The sequence below is a fragment of the Chitinophaga sp. genome (assembly GCF_035761305.1).
Taxonomy (GTDB): domain Bacteria; phylum Bacteroidota; class Bacteroidia; order Chitinophagales; family Chitinophagaceae; genus Chitinophaga.
Map to the genome: position 1 here is coordinate 45,783 of NZ_DASTRI010000001.1, position 15,350 is coordinate 61,132.

The 15,350-nt window shown below is 49.9% G+C and carries 11 protein-coding genes; 5 read left to right on the forward strand and 6 right to left on the reverse strand.

The annotated features are described in order from the left end of the window. Window positions 1-9 precede the first annotated feature (9 nt). The gene (locus tag VFS25_RS00165) at window positions 10-2,475 is read left to right on the forward strand and encodes a TIM-barrel domain-containing protein (protein ID WP_326460080.1); all 2,466 of its coding nucleotides are present in this window, start codon (window positions 10-12) and stop codon (window positions 2,473-2,475) included. 125 nt (window positions 2,476-2,600) lie between these two features. Here VFS25_RS00165 and VFS25_RS00170 read toward each other — a convergent pair whose 3' ends face one another. The 4 genes from VFS25_RS00170 to VFS25_RS00185 form a co-directional block, all read right to left on the reverse strand. Next, the gene (locus VFS25_RS00170; RefSeq protein ID WP_326460081.1) at window positions 2,601-3,881 is read right to left on the reverse strand and encodes a pitrilysin family protein; all 1,281 of its coding nucleotides are present in this window, start codon (window positions 3,879-3,881) and stop codon (window positions 2,601-2,603) included. Next, window positions 3,878-5,122: a pitrilysin family protein gene (locus VFS25_RS00175; RefSeq protein ID WP_326460082.1), complete on the reverse strand. Its 1,245-nt coding sequence runs from the start codon at window positions 5,120-5,122 to the stop codon at window positions 3,878-3,880. The genes VFS25_RS00170 and VFS25_RS00175 overlap by 4 nt, the downstream gene beginning before the upstream one ends. 163 nt (window positions 5,123-5,285) lie before the next feature. Beyond that, a complete protein-coding gene (locus VFS25_RS00180) occupies window positions 5,286-6,212 on the reverse strand; it encodes an aspartyl protease family protein (RefSeq protein WP_326460083.1) in 927 nt (308 codons plus the stop codon). A gap of 22 nt (window positions 6,213-6,234) precedes the next feature. Further along, on the reverse strand, window positions 6,235-7,473 hold the full coding sequence (locus VFS25_RS00185; protein WP_326460084.1) for an aspartyl protease family protein: 1,239 nt from the start codon (window positions 7,471-7,473) through the stop codon (window positions 6,235-6,237). A 303-nt stretch (window positions 7,474-7,776) separates the two neighbouring features. Here VFS25_RS00185 and mqnC point away from each other — a divergent pair, with 303 nt between their 5' ends. The 3 genes from mqnC to VFS25_RS00200 all read left to right on the forward strand — a co-directional run bounded on the left by mqnC (window position 7,777) and on the right by VFS25_RS00200 (window position 10,569). Then, complete coding sequence (mqnC, locus tag VFS25_RS00190) at window positions 7,777-8,901, forward strand: cyclic dehypoxanthinyl futalosine synthase (protein WP_326460085.1); 1,125 nt, start codon at window positions 7,777-7,779, stop codon at window positions 8,899-8,901. A 206-nt stretch (window positions 8,902-9,107) separates the two neighbouring features. After that, window positions 9,108-9,746: a hypothetical protein gene (locus tag VFS25_RS00195; protein WP_326460086.1), complete on the forward strand. Its 639-nt coding sequence runs from the start codon at window positions 9,108-9,110 to the stop codon at window positions 9,744-9,746. 280 nt (window positions 9,747-10,026) lie between these two features. Next, window positions 10,027-10,569: a GNAT family protein gene (locus VFS25_RS00200; protein WP_326460087.1), complete on the forward strand. Its 543-nt coding sequence runs from the start codon at window positions 10,027-10,029 to the stop codon at window positions 10,567-10,569. Between the two features lie 155 nt (window positions 10,570-10,724). Here VFS25_RS00200 and VFS25_RS00205 read toward each other — a convergent pair whose 3' ends face one another. Further along, window positions 10,725-11,618, reverse strand: coding sequence for a hydroxypyruvate isomerase family protein (locus VFS25_RS00205; protein ID WP_326460088.1), 894 nt, complete (start codon window positions 11,616-11,618; stop codon window positions 10,725-10,727). Window positions 11,619-11,959: 341 nt separating this feature from the next. On the opposite strand from VFS25_RS00205, the gene VFS25_RS00210 reads away from it, so the two are divergent. Continuing rightward, a complete protein-coding gene (locus tag VFS25_RS00210) occupies window positions 11,960-12,190 on the forward strand; it encodes a hypothetical protein (protein WP_326460089.1) in 231 nt (76 codons plus the stop codon). A gap of 143 nt (window positions 12,191-12,333) precedes the next feature. Here the strand turns inward: VFS25_RS00210 and VFS25_RS00215 are convergent, their stop codons facing one another. After that, entirely contained in the window at window positions 12,334-15,132 is a 2,799-nt protein-coding gene (locus VFS25_RS00215; RefSeq protein WP_326460090.1) for an outer membrane beta-barrel family protein, read from the reverse strand. Window positions 15,133-15,350 lie beyond the last annotated feature (218 nt).

Consider the following 15,350-nt stretch of genomic DNA (forward strand, 5'->3'; position numbering starts at 1 on the left):
CACTCTAAAATGCAAACCAGGTATTACAGCTTGCTGGCAGCCTTTATAGCTGCACAGATGGCCTTTACACGCGCCGGCGCGCAAACACCGCCCGTGTTGGATGCGGGCAATGTAACGGCTGTGCAAAAAACAGCGCAGCAGGTAAAGATCACCACTGCGCACGCTTTTGCGGAAGTTACCGTGTACAGCGCAGGCACCATACGGGTACGTATTGATAAAAAACCACTGGCGCCCGATTTTTCCTATGCTGTTATAGCAAAGCCCGAAGCGGTAAACACGCGCATAACAGAACAGGACAAGGCAATTGTGCTGCAAACAGACTCGCTGAAAGCAGTAATTGGCAAACAGCCGTTTTCCATAGCATTCTATACGCCCGGCGGGCAGGTGATTAACCAGGATGAAACAGGCCTGAACACCAGCTGGGTGGGCGATGCAGTTACCACCTATAAAAAGCTGCAGGAAGGAGAGCGCTTTATAGGCCTGGGAGAAAAAACCGGCAACCTGGACCGCTCCGGTACCGGCTATACGAACTGGAATTCCGATGTATTCGGCTACCAGGTAGGGCAAGACCCCATGTACGCCACCATTCCCTTTTACATAGGCATACACCATGATAAGAACTACGGGATTTTCTTTGATAACACCTATCAGAGCGACTTTAACTTTGGCGCCAGCAACAACCGCTTTTCCTCTTTTGGCGCACGTGGCGGGGAAATGAACTATTACTTTATTTACCACCGCCGGCTGGCGGATATTATTACCGCCTACACCGCGTTAACAGGCCGTATGCACCTGCCGCCCATGTGGAGCCTGGGCTACCAGCAGAACCGCTACTCTTACTACCCCGGCACCGAAGTGCTGCGCATAGCGCAAACCCTGCGCGAGAAAAAAATACCGGCCGACGGCATTACGCTGGACATACATTACATGGACCGCTACCAGCTGTTTACCTGGGATAAGGAGCGTTTTCCCGATCCGCCGCAGCTCACCGGCGCCCTGAAGAAAATGGGTTTCCGCACCACGGTGATCGTAGACCCGGGCATTAAGGTGGAAAAAGGCGCGCCTGCCTTTGAACGCGGCCTCCAGGACAGCGTATATATTAAATATCCCGACGGGCAATACTACACCGGCCAGGTATGGCCCGGCTGGTGCCATTTCCCCGACTTCACCGCTGAAAAGGGCCGTGCATGGTGGCGCAAAGAGGTAAAGTTTTTTGCTGATAACGGCGTAAGCGGCATCTGGAACGATATGAATGAAATAGCTACCTGGGGACAGAAAATGCCGGATAATGTGCTGTTTGATTACGATGGCATAAAAGCCAGCCACCTGCGTGCGCATAATGTGTACGGCCTGGAAATGGTGCGCGCTTCTTATGAGGGCGCGCGCGAGCATAACACAGAGCGGCCGTTTATACTTACCCGTGCCGGCTATGCCGGCCTGCAACGCTATGCCGCCATATGGACGGGCGACAACCGCTCCGAAGACAACCACATGCTGCTGGGCGTACGCCTGCTGAACAGCCTGGGCCTGAGCGGCGTACCCTTTACCGGTATGGATGTTGGCGGCTTTACCGGCAACCCTACCATAGCGCTGTACACCCGCTGGATGCAGGTAGGCGCTTTTATTCCCTACTTCCGCAATCATACCGCGCTTAACACCAAAGCATCTGAACCCTGGGCTTATGGAGAGGAGGCGCTGGAAATAGCGCGCAACTACATTAACCTGCGCTACCAGCTGCTGCCCTACCTGTACAGCACTTTTTATGAAGCCACGCAAAGCGGCCTGCCGGTAATGCGCAGCCTGGCCATTGACTATACTTTTGATCCTAAAATATATGACCCGCAATACCAGCAGCAATACCTGTTTGGCCCGGCGCTGATGGTAGCGCCTTTTGAAAGCGGAAAGGATTTTGGCCGCGTGTACCTGCCGGCCGGCCGGTGGTATGAGCTGTACACCGGCGCTGCCACTGCAGGCAGCCGGGAGCAGATTATTCCGCTAACAATACAGCAGCTGCCGGTGTATGTAAGGGAAAGCAGCATTATACCCATGCAACCGCTGGTGCAAAATACCATGCAGCAGCCTGCAGATACGCTAATGCTGCATATTTACAACGGCACGGTAAAAAATACCTTTGTGTATTATGAAGATGACGGCATCAGCTTTAACTATGAAAAAGGCGCCTTTTACAAGCGCAGCATCACCTTTGACCCTGTAGGCAAGGTGGTAGAATTTGGCAAAGCCGGCGGCAGCCTGCCTTCAAAATTCAAATATGTAAAGCTGCTGCTGCATGGCTTTAGCGGGCAGCCTGCCTGGAAGCTGAACGGCAAAGCAATACCAATACAGGAGGAAGCCTGCTCATTCCTGCACGGCATTTCCAAATTTGACCCGGAAAAAAGCGCCGGCAGTGTGGATGCCGACAAGGTAAGCACGTTTGTGATCGGGAATGAGGCGGGGGAGTTTTCAATAAAAATGTAAAAGGCAAAATGTAAAATTTCAAATGTAAAAGTAAAATGCGGTGCGTAATAAGCTTACCAACGGTACCTGTTGAACACTGCCTGCGGCTTTTACATTTGAAATTTTACATTCAATATTTTACATTCCTATATCACCACCAGCTCGTAAAAATCAGCCGGGGTAAAATATTGCTGCGCCAGCTGCTGCAGCTCTTCAGCTGAAATGGTTTTAATAATGCGGATGTTGTTGTTAAAATAATTTTCATCCAGGTCGTTCAGGATCAGGCTTTTCCAGCGCTGTATTACCTGGAAAGCGCCATCCAGGTCGCCCAGGATGGAACCGATCATATAGTTGCGTACCAGGCTTAGCTCCTCTTCCGGTACCGGCTCGTGCTGCAACCGCTCCAGCTCTTTATAAATCTCTTCAATGGTGGCTTCGCACACATTGCGGCCGGCCTCTGTATGTATATTCAGCGCGCTGGTTTGGCGGAAGTTGTATAGCTGCGAGTGAATGCCGTAGGTATAGCCTTTATCTTCCCGGATGTTGCTCATAAGGCGCGAGCCAAAGTACCCGCCCAGTATGGTGTTCAGCACCATCATTTTAGGAAAGTCGGGATGGTAGCGGTTAGGGAAAGGCCGGGCTACACGCACTGCACCCTGCACACCATTTTCATCATTAAAAATACGATGCTTTTTTTCCTCTGCTGTTTGTATGGGCAGCTCGGGCCGCAGCAGGTTGCTTTCACCATTCCATTTTGAGCTGCCGAAGTATTTGTTCAGCAGCGGTATCATATTTTCCGGCAGGTTGCCGGCAACAAATATTTTACAGTTGTTATAGGAATAATGCCTTTGATAAAAAGCGCGGAGGGTGCCTGTTTCCAGGGCATCATAAGCCATCATTGAGCTTACGCGGCCGTACGGGTGAAACTCGCCAAACAGGTACCGGTCTATATAACGGTTGGCTACAAAGTCGCACTTCTGCAGGTTTACCGCCAGGCGCTGTTTCATATTCTGCTGGTAAATGGCCAGTTCGTCGCTGTTGAAAGCAGGGTCCTGTATCACCTCCTGCAGCAGCGGCAGCAGGTCTGCCGTGTGCCGGGTAAGGCAGTGCAGGGTATAAGTGGCGTTTTCGTGATAGCTGTTGCGGTTCAGGTAAGCGCCAAAGTATTCAATGCTTTCGTTTATTTCCAGGGCATTGTGCCGGCTGCTGCCGTTCTTCATCAGGAAGTTGGTGGCGGCTGCTACCTGGCTTTCCTGCTCATACCAGCTGCCGGCCGGGAACACCAGCTCCAGCTGCAAGGTATCCTGCTCATCGTTCTTTATAACGTAAACGGGTATACCGTTATCCAGCGTGAATTTTTCGTATGGTTTCAGCGTTATATCAAACTCTACTGCGTCTTTTATTGCGGGGGCAATTTTTCTGTTCATATCTGGTTATCTGCGTAGTAATAGATAGTATTGGAATTATTTTCATCAAAAATGATGTTGGCTTCGCGGTGAATGTCTGCCGTAGTTACCAGCTCATAATGTTGGAACTCCGTGTTCATGAACGCGGCATCGCCCATCAGCTCATAAAAGGCCAGGTTGTTGGCGCGGTTCAGCAGGCTCATATCTTCAAAAGCCAGCAGGCTTTCCACCCGGTTCTTTACTTTTTGCAGCTCGCGTTCCGGTATCTGTGTTTGCTGCAGCTTGCTAAGCTCTTCGTGTATGGCCTTTTCCGCATCTTTCATTTTAACGCCTTTTACCAGCTTGCCTTCAATGGTAAGCAGGCCGGCGTCTATACTGCCAAAGTGATAGCACTCTATATTGCTGAACAGCTTTTTTTCCTTTACCAGCACCTGGTGCAGGCGGCTTGAGCTGCCCCCGCCCAGTATATCGGAAATAAGGTCTGCCGCATAGTAGCGCTGGTCCTGCCGCTGGTACATATGATAGCATTTGTACAACGCATCCAGCGGTACATTGGCTTTCACCTCCAGCTTATGCGCCGCTGTTTGCGGCGGCTCCTGCGGCAGCTGGCGTTGGTATTTTTCGCCAGAGGGAATATCGCCAAACCATTTTTCAGCCAGGGCTTTCACCTGCGGCGTGGTTACTTTACCGGCCACCACCAGTATGGCATTTACAGGACGGTAGTATTTGAAGAAGAAAGCCTTTACATCTTCCAGGCGGGCATTTTCAATATGCGACAGCTCCCTGCCAATGGTCATCCACCGGTAAGGGTGGGTGGTGTAGGCCAGCTCGCGCATTTTATGCCAAACATCGCCATAGGGCTTGTTAATATAGTGTTCCTTAAACTCTTCGCTTACTACCTTGCGCTGCACGTCCAGGCTTTTTTCATCAAACGCCAGCGACAGCATGCGGTCGCTTTCCAGCCAGAAAGCGGTTTCAATGTTTTCCGCGGGCAGCTGTATGTAGTAGTTGGTAAGGTCGTTGGTGGTAAAGGCGTTGTTTTCGCCGCCGGCCATCTGCAATGGCTCGTCATAATCGGGTATGTTCACGGAGCCGCCAAACATCAGGTGCTCAAACAGGTGGGCAAAACCGGTGCGGGCCGGGTCCTCATCACGCGCGCCCACATCGTACAGTACATTCAGTACGGCCATAGGCGTAGTATGATCTTCATGCACAATTACCCGCAAACCATTGTCCAGCGTAAATTTATTAAAGTGGATCATATTCTTTTTTTGAAAACTGAAACTGCTACCCCCGCTAAAACAGGGGAAATGCAAGTTATTAAAATTCTATGGCACAACAGATAATAAGTAAAAGACGCCGCAACTCCGGTCGGGAGGCAGCAAGCCGCCTGCTTTACAGTGCGCCGCCGGCGGCGGAAACGGATTAGGGCTGCAGGTACAGCTCATGCTGGCGGTAGTTGATAATAACGGCGGAAAACTGCTTCCACACTGCATAACCGATGGCGCCTGCTATTTCCATGGTTTGCCCTTTGTCATTCACATCCTTGCAGTAGCTTACCGGCACCTTGTGCAGCTGTGTTTTACCTACAGACAGGGAGGGGATGCGGCTGTTCACATAGCTGTAGGTCTTTAACAGGTCCTGCACCTCTTCGGAGCCCACGGTGCTCATACGGTCGGCCAGCTGGTGTTCCTGCACATAAGGCCAGTTAAACAGCAGGCCATAATCGCCGCCGGTGGTTACATGGTAATTGGCGGTAAGGGATTGCCCGTCGTCCAGCTCAATGGTGGCGGGTATTACAGGGGTACGGAAGTTCAGCTCAAAGGGCATTATCTGCGCGCCGGCAAATTTAAGAGAGGTGCCGGGCGGGTACAGCACCAGCCGCTGGTTTGCGTAATCAATTTTTACAACATATTGCCGCAGCAGGTCAATACCAATAAACCCGTCTATCAGCAGGGGGCCTTTGCGGAATTCGGGAATATTTTCCAGGTAAACTTTCAGAAAGGGGATCTTTGTCTTATCCAAGTACAGCACATTCAGGGTAGTAGTGTTCACCTTCAGCATCAGGTTATTGGTGGCGGTAACGCCGGCTTTTTGCCTGAGCGGCAGGTTTAGTTTTTTAGCCAGGCCGTAATGCAGTATAGTAACCTCTGTACCGGTATCGAAAATAAAATGCAGGGTATCGCTGCTGCCCGATACCATGGCAGGTATTACAATCTGGTTGCCATAAAGCCGGAAGGGCAGCACGGCTGCGGCGCCCGGCTCCTCAGGGGCAGCGTGGCGCCGGTTTTGTGCGTGCGCCGGCACAAACAGGCTGCAGCACAGCAGCACAAGCAAGGTATAGTTCCGCATGTAAAACACATTACCAATAACGTTACAAAATACTTTTTATTGGTAGTTTTTTGAGCATAAGTTCTTTATTGCGGATAATCAGCAAGGTGGGTTTGGTGCCTACTGTTTTCAGTATGTCCCTGTAAAGCTGCAGGTTATTGGAGAAGTTGTTGTTAACCCCCACGATAATGTCGCCTTTTTTAAAGCCGGCTTTTTCAGCCGGGGAGCCTTTGATAATGTCGGTAATTTCAATGTGCCCGTCAATCAGGTAAATGATAAGTCCTGTATAAGAATAATCAAACGGATCGCGGTAATGGGTATTGGGCAGCAGGTATATTTCCTTTTTGGGATAGTTCAGGTAAAGGTTAAAACGGCGCAGCAGGTCGTTGCCGATCATGCCGCCCAGGAAAGGATAGGCCGTGATGTTGGTAATGTCATCAAACAGGTATACCGGCACATTACGGAAATTGTAGGTAGCTATTTTAAACTCCTGTATGGTGGTAACCTGCATTTCCATTTTGCCGCCGAGGCCCTGGGCTTCGGTTTGTATAATTTTGCGGCGCCGCCTGCGGGATGACAGCAGCGCGCTGTCTTTCACAAACTGGTTAGAGAGCAGCAGGCACATACCGGCGCCGGTATCAAAGTAATAGCGGTTCAGTGTTTGCGCTTTGCCATTGCGCAGCGGCGCCGATACAATGGGTATAAGTGTGAGGGAAGGTTTCAGCAGCTGCCCGCCCCGGGGATAGGAAAACTTTCCTTTGGAGTAAATGTTTATAAGCTCCTTATCATAATCCACATTCACAAGGTAGCGGCTTAGCAGGCTATGCCCAATTATCCCGTCTATCTGCAGGCCATACACCTGGCTAATAAGCTCATAATCATTCACATGAAAATTAAGGCTGTCTACCTCCAGGCCGGGCAGCACCAGGGTGCGGTGCATGGCAAATGACACCTGCCGGGCGCCGCCCAGGCCGCGCACAATGCGGTCCGACGGCTGCAGCGGAATACCCAGGCGTACGCAGGTATTGGTATCAAGGGAAATGCCGGCGCTGCCGGTGTCGAGTATAAACTGCAGGGTATCCGGAAAGCCTTTGAGAAGCGCCTGTATAACTACCACGCCGCCGTAATATTGCTTAAAATGAAAGCTGGTAATGAGCACAGCCTCTTTTTCAGTAGTATCGGTATGCCGGGCGCTGGAAGGTACCAGGGCAGCTGCGTGTGTGGAATTGCAGGTAAGGGCCAGGAGGGCCAGCCAGCAGTATAACAGTAAGGTATATCGCATACAGGACGCGGGAAGCTCTCGTTTACCTAAATTTAACATTAAAATGCTTTTACATAGCAAAAAAATGTTTCAAACGGCGGCAAAACCGTACAAACAACAGATTGCGCCGTATAAAGCGCCGCACAGCGCGGGCAGGCGGTTACAGGGCATTGGCCGCTGTGGGTTAAAAAGCCGGAATATGCCTGTTTAACAGGCCGGGAAATCAGCGCCGGTACTTATCTAGCCGGCAGGCGCTATGCCCGGCTGACGATTATCAGGATATAATATCCCGTAATTAGTAACTTTGTTCCATAAGGCTTTACAATGCAACTGAAAGATCTATATCAGAAGGCCCTTGCTTTTGAGTGGCTGACTGCGGAAGAAGGAGTGTACTTATTTGAGAAAGCGCCCATGGCAGAGCTGGCGCATATTGCCAACGAGCTGCGCAAAATACAGGTGCCGCACGGAAAGGTAACCTGGCAGATAGACCGGAACGTAAATACCACCAATGTTTGCACCGCCAACTGCAAATTCTGCAATTTTTACCGGGTGCCCGGTCACCCGGAAGCCTACATTACCAGTATTGACGAATACAAGCGTAAAATAGATGAAACGCTGAAGTATGGCGGCGATCAGCTGCTGCTGCAGGGCGGGCATCACCCCGAGCTGGGCCTTAGCTTTTACGTAGATCTTTTTAAGCAGCTGAAACAGCTGTACCCCACCTTACGCCTGCATACACTGGGCCCCCCGGAAGTAGCGCATATTACCAAGCTGGAAAAAAGCACGCATATTGAGGTGCTCACGGCCCTGAAAGAAGCGGGCATGGACAGCCTGCCCGGCGCCGGCGCAGAAATACTGAACGACCGTGTGCGCCGTCTTATTTCAAAAGGCAAATGCGGCGCACAGGAGTGGCTGGATGTAATGCGCGCAGCGCACAAGCTAAACATCGCCTCCTCCGCCACCATGATGTTTGGCCATGTGGAAACCGTGCTGGAACGTTTCGAGCACCTGGTGGCCATACGGCAGGTGCAGAGCGAAAAGCCGGAAGGGCACTATGGCTTTACCGCCTTTATTCCCTGGACCTTCCAGGATGTAGATACGCTGCTGGCCCGCATACGCGGAGTGCACAACATTACCACTGCAGAAGAATACATACGCATGATAGCGCTCAGCCGCATTATGCTGCCCAATATTAAGAACATACAGGCGTCGTGGCTAACTGTAGGCAAACAGGTAGCGCAGCTATGCCTGCATGCCGGCGCCAATGATTTTGGCTCTATTATGATCGAAGAAAACGTGGTAAGCGCCGCCGGCGCACCGCACCGTTTTACCTACCGCTCTATACAGGAAGCAATACGGGAAGCCGGTTTTGAGCCGCAGCTGCGCACCCAGCTGTACCAGTTCCGGGAAATACCGGCCGCCATTGAAGAACAGGTGATTAACTACTAAAAAGAATGTAAAATCATAAATGTAAAATGTAGAATGTAAAAGTAAAATGCAGCGTATTATGTAAGCGGCGTTTTACTTTTACATTTAGTATTCAGAATTTTACATTTTACATTCTTTTTCGTCCCCTTTTTTTGCATTCCCTTAACATCTGCATGTGTAACTCTACCCTCCCCGGCCCGTCTAAACAATATAAAAACGAGGCGATTATGAAAAAGATGGGATTATTTGCAATCAGCGCGGGCCTGTTATTGCTGGCGGCTTGTTCCAGCACCAAACTCACCTCATCCTGGAAAACAAGCGATGCACAGCTGCAGCCGGATAAAAAGATCATGGTAATGGCCCTGGTGCCCAAACAGGAAAAGCAGCTGCAGGCGCTAATGGAAGATAACCTGGTAACAGAGCTGAAAAAAGAAGGGCTCAATGCTGCTTCTGCCCTGCGTACCTACGGGCCGAATGCTTTTGGTGATAACATCAGCGAAAAAGCCGCCATACGCAAGCTGCGTAACAGCGATGCCAGCCAGGTGCTAACAGTGGTGCTGCTGGATAAAAAGCGTGAGAAAGAATTTGTGCCGGCAGGGCCTGCATATGGACCGTTCCCGTATTATTACGGCGGTTTCTGGCCTTATTACAGCCGCTGGTATGGCGCTATGTACAGGCCGGGTTATTACCAGTCCAACACCAAATATAACTGGGAAAGCAACCTGTACGACCTGGACCAGCATAAGCTGATCTACTCTGCGCAAACGCAGTCGGTAGACCCGCCCACAGCGGTAAGGCAGGCGTACTTATACGCAAAACAAATTGTAAAGGACATGACTAAACAGCAGTTGATAGCCAGGAATTAACAAGGGTGTTTTCATTCAATCCAAAACCAACCGCTACAACTGCGCAAAGGGTGTATCAAAGCTGGTACACCCTTTTTATTGAAATGCCCCGTCCTGAAATAAGTTGATACAAAAATCAATTTATTATGAAGGAGGGGAAATTTGTTAAGGTTAGACGAAGCCAGCGGGATTATAGCTTATCCTTTAAATTGCAGTTAGTAGGAGAAATAGAAAGGGCATAAGCATGTAAATTTGCTAAATTTGGCGCCTGAACCGCTTACATACCACCAGTTTTCCTGCTATGTTGGAACTTCGCGTTAATGACCATATAACCCTGCGGCAGCTGCAGCCGGCAGATGCGGTACCGCTATACCGGCAAATAGACGCATCGCGGAAAAGCCTGCGTAAATTTTTACCGTGGGTGGATTACAATACCAATGAAGAACACTCCCTGCGTTTTATACAGCTTATGTTACGCAAGGCAGAAGAGCAGGAAGCCATGGCCCTGGGCATGTGGTACCAGCAGCAGCTGTGCGGCGTAATGGACCTGCATGGCTGGGACCATTTGCTGCAAAAGGCGGAAATAGGCTACTGGGTAAGCGAAGCCTTCCAGCGCAAAGGCATTGCCACTGCCTGCTGCAAAGCGTTGATTACGTTTGCGTTTAAAAAACTGCGGCTGAACAAAATAGAGATCCGCTTTGTGCTGCAGAACGAGCGCAGCGCACAAATACCCATACGCCTTGGATTTACCAAAGAAGGCATACTACGGCATAGCGCCAAGCTGCACGGGCAGTACGTGGATATGGTAGTAATGGGCATTTTGCGGGAGGACTGGAAATTTTAACAGGCAATAAACCCGGCATTATTGCAGCAGCCGGCCCGTTTTCCTGAGCGGGCCGGTGTTGATGTCGTAAGGCGTTACCGGTTGAAAAGCGGAAAGCGCACGTTTAAGGTACGCGCGCTTTCCCGGATGTTATGTCTTGTATTTATGTGCTGTTATCAGATGTCGCAAATCTCCACACCCTGTTTCAGGGAGGCCAGCTTATCGGCCCTTTTGGGCACAAATTCCTGGGCTACAAAGCCTTTAAAGCCGGTATCGTGTATGGCTTTCATAATAGCGGGATAATACAGCTCCTGTGTTTCGTCGATCTCATGCCGGCCAGGTACGCCCCCGGTGTGATAGTGTGCAATGTAGGGATGATAGTCCTGTATGGTGCGGATCACATCTCCTTCCATGATCTGCATATGATAAATATCGTACAGCAGCTTAAAACGGTCGCTGTCAATGGCTTTGCACAGCTCAACGCCCCAAACCGTATGGTCGCACTGGTAATCGTGGTGGTTTACCTTGCTGTTCAGCAGCTCCATCACAATGTTCACCTTCTTTTTTTCCGCATAGTCCATAATGCGTTTCAGGCCCTGTGCGCAGTTTTTCAGGCCCTGCTCATCATCCAGCCCTTCGCGGTTGCCTGAAAAGCATATGAGGTTGGGAAACCCTGCCTTGGAAGTTTCGTCGATCAGGTACTGGTAATATTCCACCAGCTTATCATGGTGCTCCACCCGGTTCCAGCCTTTGGTAATGCCCCAGTCTTTATTAATAGCGGCTACCATGGCGCAGGTAAGATCATATTTCTTAGCCGTGGCAAAATCTTTAGGATCCAGCAGGTCAATGGATTGTAAACCCATTTGTTTGGATGATTTGCACAGCTCTTCCAGCGGAATATCGCTGTAGCACCAGGCGCAAACAGAGTGGTTAATATTGCCTTTCAGCTTTTCGTCCATAACCTGTTCATGGGCCATTAACCGGTTGGTAAGCGACGACAGCGTAGTAGAGGCAAAGGCCATAGCAGCGGCTTTCTTGATCATATCGCGGCGGGAGTTTTTATCAGTCATATTGCGGAGCATGATTTTTACAGGGGAAAAGATAGGGAAATTAATTACGAATTACAACCGCCCCTGCGGGTTGTACGCATTTTCATTTTACCGTATTTCGCGCACATCTTTTTGACCTAATTTTACGTATATATCAATGAGTTATTAAGTAGTACAGCAGCCGGTTCCGGCCGGTTTCAAAGTTTGGCATTAATTATGCATATTTAACAGAAACTGTAACATTTTACCTATTTAAAAGTTTTATAGAAAAGAGGAGGTTGAAAATGGAAAAAAGATATACCCCGAGTTTATGGGTTTGTGTATTAATGGACCTTTTAGGTTGTGCAAGCTACGCTGTTCCCATGTTAGGAGAAGTTAGCGATGTTATCTGGGCCCCCATCTCCGCCATTATTTTTTACCGCATGTTTGGCGGCACCCTGGGCACCTTCGGCAGTTTGTTCAATTTCATGGAAGAACTGTTTCCCGGCCTGGATTTCATACCCACCTTTACGCTTTCCTGGGTAATGCAGCGTATAACGCAGGGCTGGCGCGAACCAAAGGTGAAAATGAAAATGCAGGAACAAAAAGCTTGAAAGGATGTGGTACTTCACGGCAAGTTACCCGTCTTCCAAAATACCAAGGTTGTAAGGATTTAAAGTTGGATGTTTTAGAAACACGTGCAGTATTAAACAAACATCCACCTTTATTTTCTTTCAACCTTTCAAGTTTTTAGCAATCAGCCTTTTGCACGTATCGCGCCCACGGGCATTACCTGTACCGGCATAACATTTTGCATACGCATGTTCCGGTTGCCCCTTTTCTCCCCACTGCTGAAATGGTTCAGGAAATAAGAAAAGCTAAGCAGGCAAAAACGTTTTAATACCCTGGCCTGTACATCTTCAATATAGTTTTCCCCTACATTACGGCTAATGCTTACATTCTGGTTCAGCAGGTCAAAACCCTGCAGCTTAATAAGGCCCTGCCCGTTGCGGAATACGCTTTTTGACAGGAAGGCGTTCAGCATGGCGGCGCTTTGGTTATAACCGGCCGCCAGGCCGGTATTGAATGTATAATCAAGGTCAAATCCCACGTTAAAGCCCAGGGGCAGGTTCAGGTTAAAATCAAAGGAAAAATAATAGTTGAAATAATCGCGGTTATTATCTTTTTGTACGGAATAGCGGGCGCCGTTATAGTTTACCCCGCCATTTGCAGCAAAGTCAAACAGCTCCCGGAAAACATAGTTAAAGCTAAGACCCTGGTTTACCGTAAAGTTATTGGTAATGCCCTTTATGTTATTGATATAGCTTACATCCCGGCTCAGGTTAAAGTTGGTGGTGGCGTTCAGGGAGGTATGCTCCCGTTTGAACGGGATGGCATTTACCAGGTTACCGCTTATGTTATAGGCGCCGTTTACATTCACTGGCTGGCTTACCTGCCGGCCCAGGGAGTCGAAGTAGCTGGCGTTAATGATTTTGTTGCTGGTAACGGCTACGCTTATATTAGCAAATAAGCCCTGCATGGTAGCGGGGTTAAAGGTGTTATAGCCTATGCTCACATTGTTGTTGAAAGCCGGCTTCAGGTCCGGGTTGCCCAGCTGTACATACAGCGGGTTGCTGTTATCCGGCACGGGCTGCAGCTGGTTCACGTTTGGCTGCTGCGTAGCGCCATGGTAAAAGAAGCGCAGGCGTTTATTGTTGCTGAACGCGTAGCTGAAAGAGGCAGATGGGAAAAAGTTAAAAGTATGCTGCCGCAGGCGGTTCTGCAGGCTGATGTTATTGTTATCCAGGTTGCTGTACTGCACATTTAACCCCAGGCTGTAGTCGTACGCGGCTTTTTGCGTGCGCAGGCTAACGCCTGCCTGGTGGGTGGAGAAGGTGTTTTCAAAAGCATTGCTCAGGCTATCATTAGGCCGGTCATAAATGCCTTTGGCAGTATTAAAATCGTATGTGCGTTTGTCGGACGATGTATAGTTACGGCTCCAGGCGTAGCTGAATTCCAGGAAATGATCGCGCAGCAGCGGCTCTGTATAAATAAGGCGCATGCTGGTGTTAAGGCCATGGCTGGTTATATCATTGCGCTGGTCTATACTGTCTGTTTGGGTGGCGCCGCTGGGCTGCACAAACAGGTTGTTGGAGCGGTTATAGTTCTCCATATCGCTGTTGGTGGTGCCTATGTTAAGGTTGGCGCTGAAGGTGCGCCCTTTTTTGCTGAACTTTTTACGGTACAGCGCATCGGTGGTAAAGCCCGGCGCAGCGCTGGTGCTGATGTTGCGGGTAGTGCCGTTGTTCACCAGCTGGTGTTTGCCGCCCAGTGATTCATACAGGTTATCCTGGAAATTATTGCTGGTGGTGTAATTAAAGTTGGGCGAGATAACCAGGGACTGTGAGCTGTCTATCTCATACTCTATCCGCATGTTCATGTTATGGTTGGCATTGGTGCCCAGCGAGTGCGCCTGCTGGTTATAATAATATGTGGTATCGGGCAGCAGGTTCTGGCGGGCGCTGTTGCGCTCATTTTCCGTGCGGGTATTGTTATAAAAGTAACTGCCGCTGATGCGCAGCCTTTTGGTAAGGTCTTCGCTGTAATTAAGGCCGGCCGTCCAGTTGCGGGATATGCCATTTCCCCCGTTGTTGCCCATACCGCGTGCGCCCGCGCTCATGGTAAGGCCGCCAAGGCTGGTATAGCCCTGGCTGTTTATATTATTGCCGCTGCCGATAAAGGAAAGCTGCTGCTCATCCCGGAAACGGTTCAGGGAAGCGTTGGCAGCAAAGCGGTCCTCTGTGCCTGCGCCGGCAGATACCTGGCCAAACACCCCTTTCTTACGGTCTTTTTTTATGGTAATGTTAATCGCCTTTTCCGTTTGCCCGTCGTCGATACCGGAAAACTGGGCCTGGTCGGATTTTTTGTTGATCAGCTGTATCTTGTCTATAATATCTGCGGGCAGGTTTTTGGTAGCCAGCCTGGGATCGTTGCCAAAAAAAGGCTTACCATCCACCAGTATCTTTTTAATAGTTTCTCCCTGGGCTTTAATGGTGCCATCCTTATCAACCTCCACGCCAGGCAGCTTTTTCAGCAGCTCTTCCACCACAGCGTTCTGCCGGGTTTTGAAAGAGCCGGCGTTAAACTCCAGGGTATCTTTCTTTACCCGTATGGGCGGTTTTATTTCCGTAATTTCAACTTCGCCTAATGTAACGCCTGTTTTTTGCAGGGGTATGGCGCCCAGGCTGGCCTGTGGTTTATCTTCATTAAGCGATACGGTTTGCAGCAAAGGCTGGTAGCCCAGGAATGTGATATACAGCTTGTAAGTGCCGGTGGGCAGCTCATCCAGGGTAAAGCTTCCTTTTTTGTCTGTAAAGGCAGATGCGGCTATAGAGGAGTCTTTGGCATATAACAACGCTATGCTGGCATCGGCCAGCGGCTGTCCGGAGGTTTTATCAGTAAGATGGCCTTTGATCAGTCCTTTCTGCTTTGTCTGCGCCAGGGTTAAGGTACTACACAGGATAATAAAGGCCAGCGTGCATATAAATGACTTCATCCAACTCGCTATTGAGATTAGTAACGCTGTTAGTCCTGCTTTAGTGCCGCCCAGCGTTGTGCACGGTGCCGTAATTTAACAAGTTAAAACTGTACGGCGCCTGCCGTTTAAGGAGTTTTACAGCCACTTGTGGTGCTGCAAACGGTTTCCGCTTATGGGGGGCAGGGTAAGCAAGGGCCGGCTGCCTGCCTGTAAGCCAGGCAGGTGCAAAGTACGCA

Coding starts and splice junctions, on each gene's coding strand:
- VFS25_RS00175 (WP_326460082.1), bottom strand. CDS start 5,122: ATGATCCACTTTAATAAATTTACGCTGGACAATGGTTTGCGGGTAATT.
- VFS25_RS00205 (WP_326460088.1), bottom strand. CDS start 11,618: ATGACTGATAAAAACTCCCGCCGCGATATGATCAAGAAAGCCGCTGCT.
- VFS25_RS00210 (WP_326460089.1), top strand. CDS start 11,960: ATGTTAGGAGAAGTTAGCGATGTTATCTGGGCCCCCATCTCCGCCATT.
- VFS25_RS00215 (WP_326460090.1), bottom strand. CDS start 15,132: ATGAAGTCATTTATATGCACGCTGGCCTTTATTATCCTGTGTAGTACC.
- VFS25_RS00165 (WP_326460080.1), top strand. CDS start 10: ATGCAAACCAGGTATTACAGCTTGCTGGCAGCCTTTATAGCTGCACAG.
- VFS25_RS00185 (WP_326460084.1), bottom strand. CDS start 7,473: ATGCGATATACCTTACTGTTATACTGCTGGCTGGCCCTCCTGGCCCTT.
- VFS25_RS00195 (WP_326460086.1), top strand. CDS start 9,108: ATGAAAAAGATGGGATTATTTGCAATCAGCGCGGGCCTGTTATTGCTG.
- VFS25_RS00180 (WP_326460083.1), bottom strand. CDS start 6,212: ATGCGGAACTATACCTTGCTTGTGCTGCTGTGCTGCAGCCTGTTTGTG.
- VFS25_RS00200 (WP_326460087.1), top strand. CDS start 10,027: ATGTTGGAACTTCGCGTTAATGACCATATAACCCTGCGGCAGCTGCAG.
- VFS25_RS00170 (WP_326460081.1), bottom strand. CDS start 3,881: ATGAACAGAAAAATTGCCCCCGCAATAAAAGACGCAGTAGAGTTTGAT.
- mqnC (WP_326460085.1), top strand. CDS start 7,777: ATGCAACTGAAAGATCTATATCAGAAGGCCCTTGCTTTTGAGTGGCTG.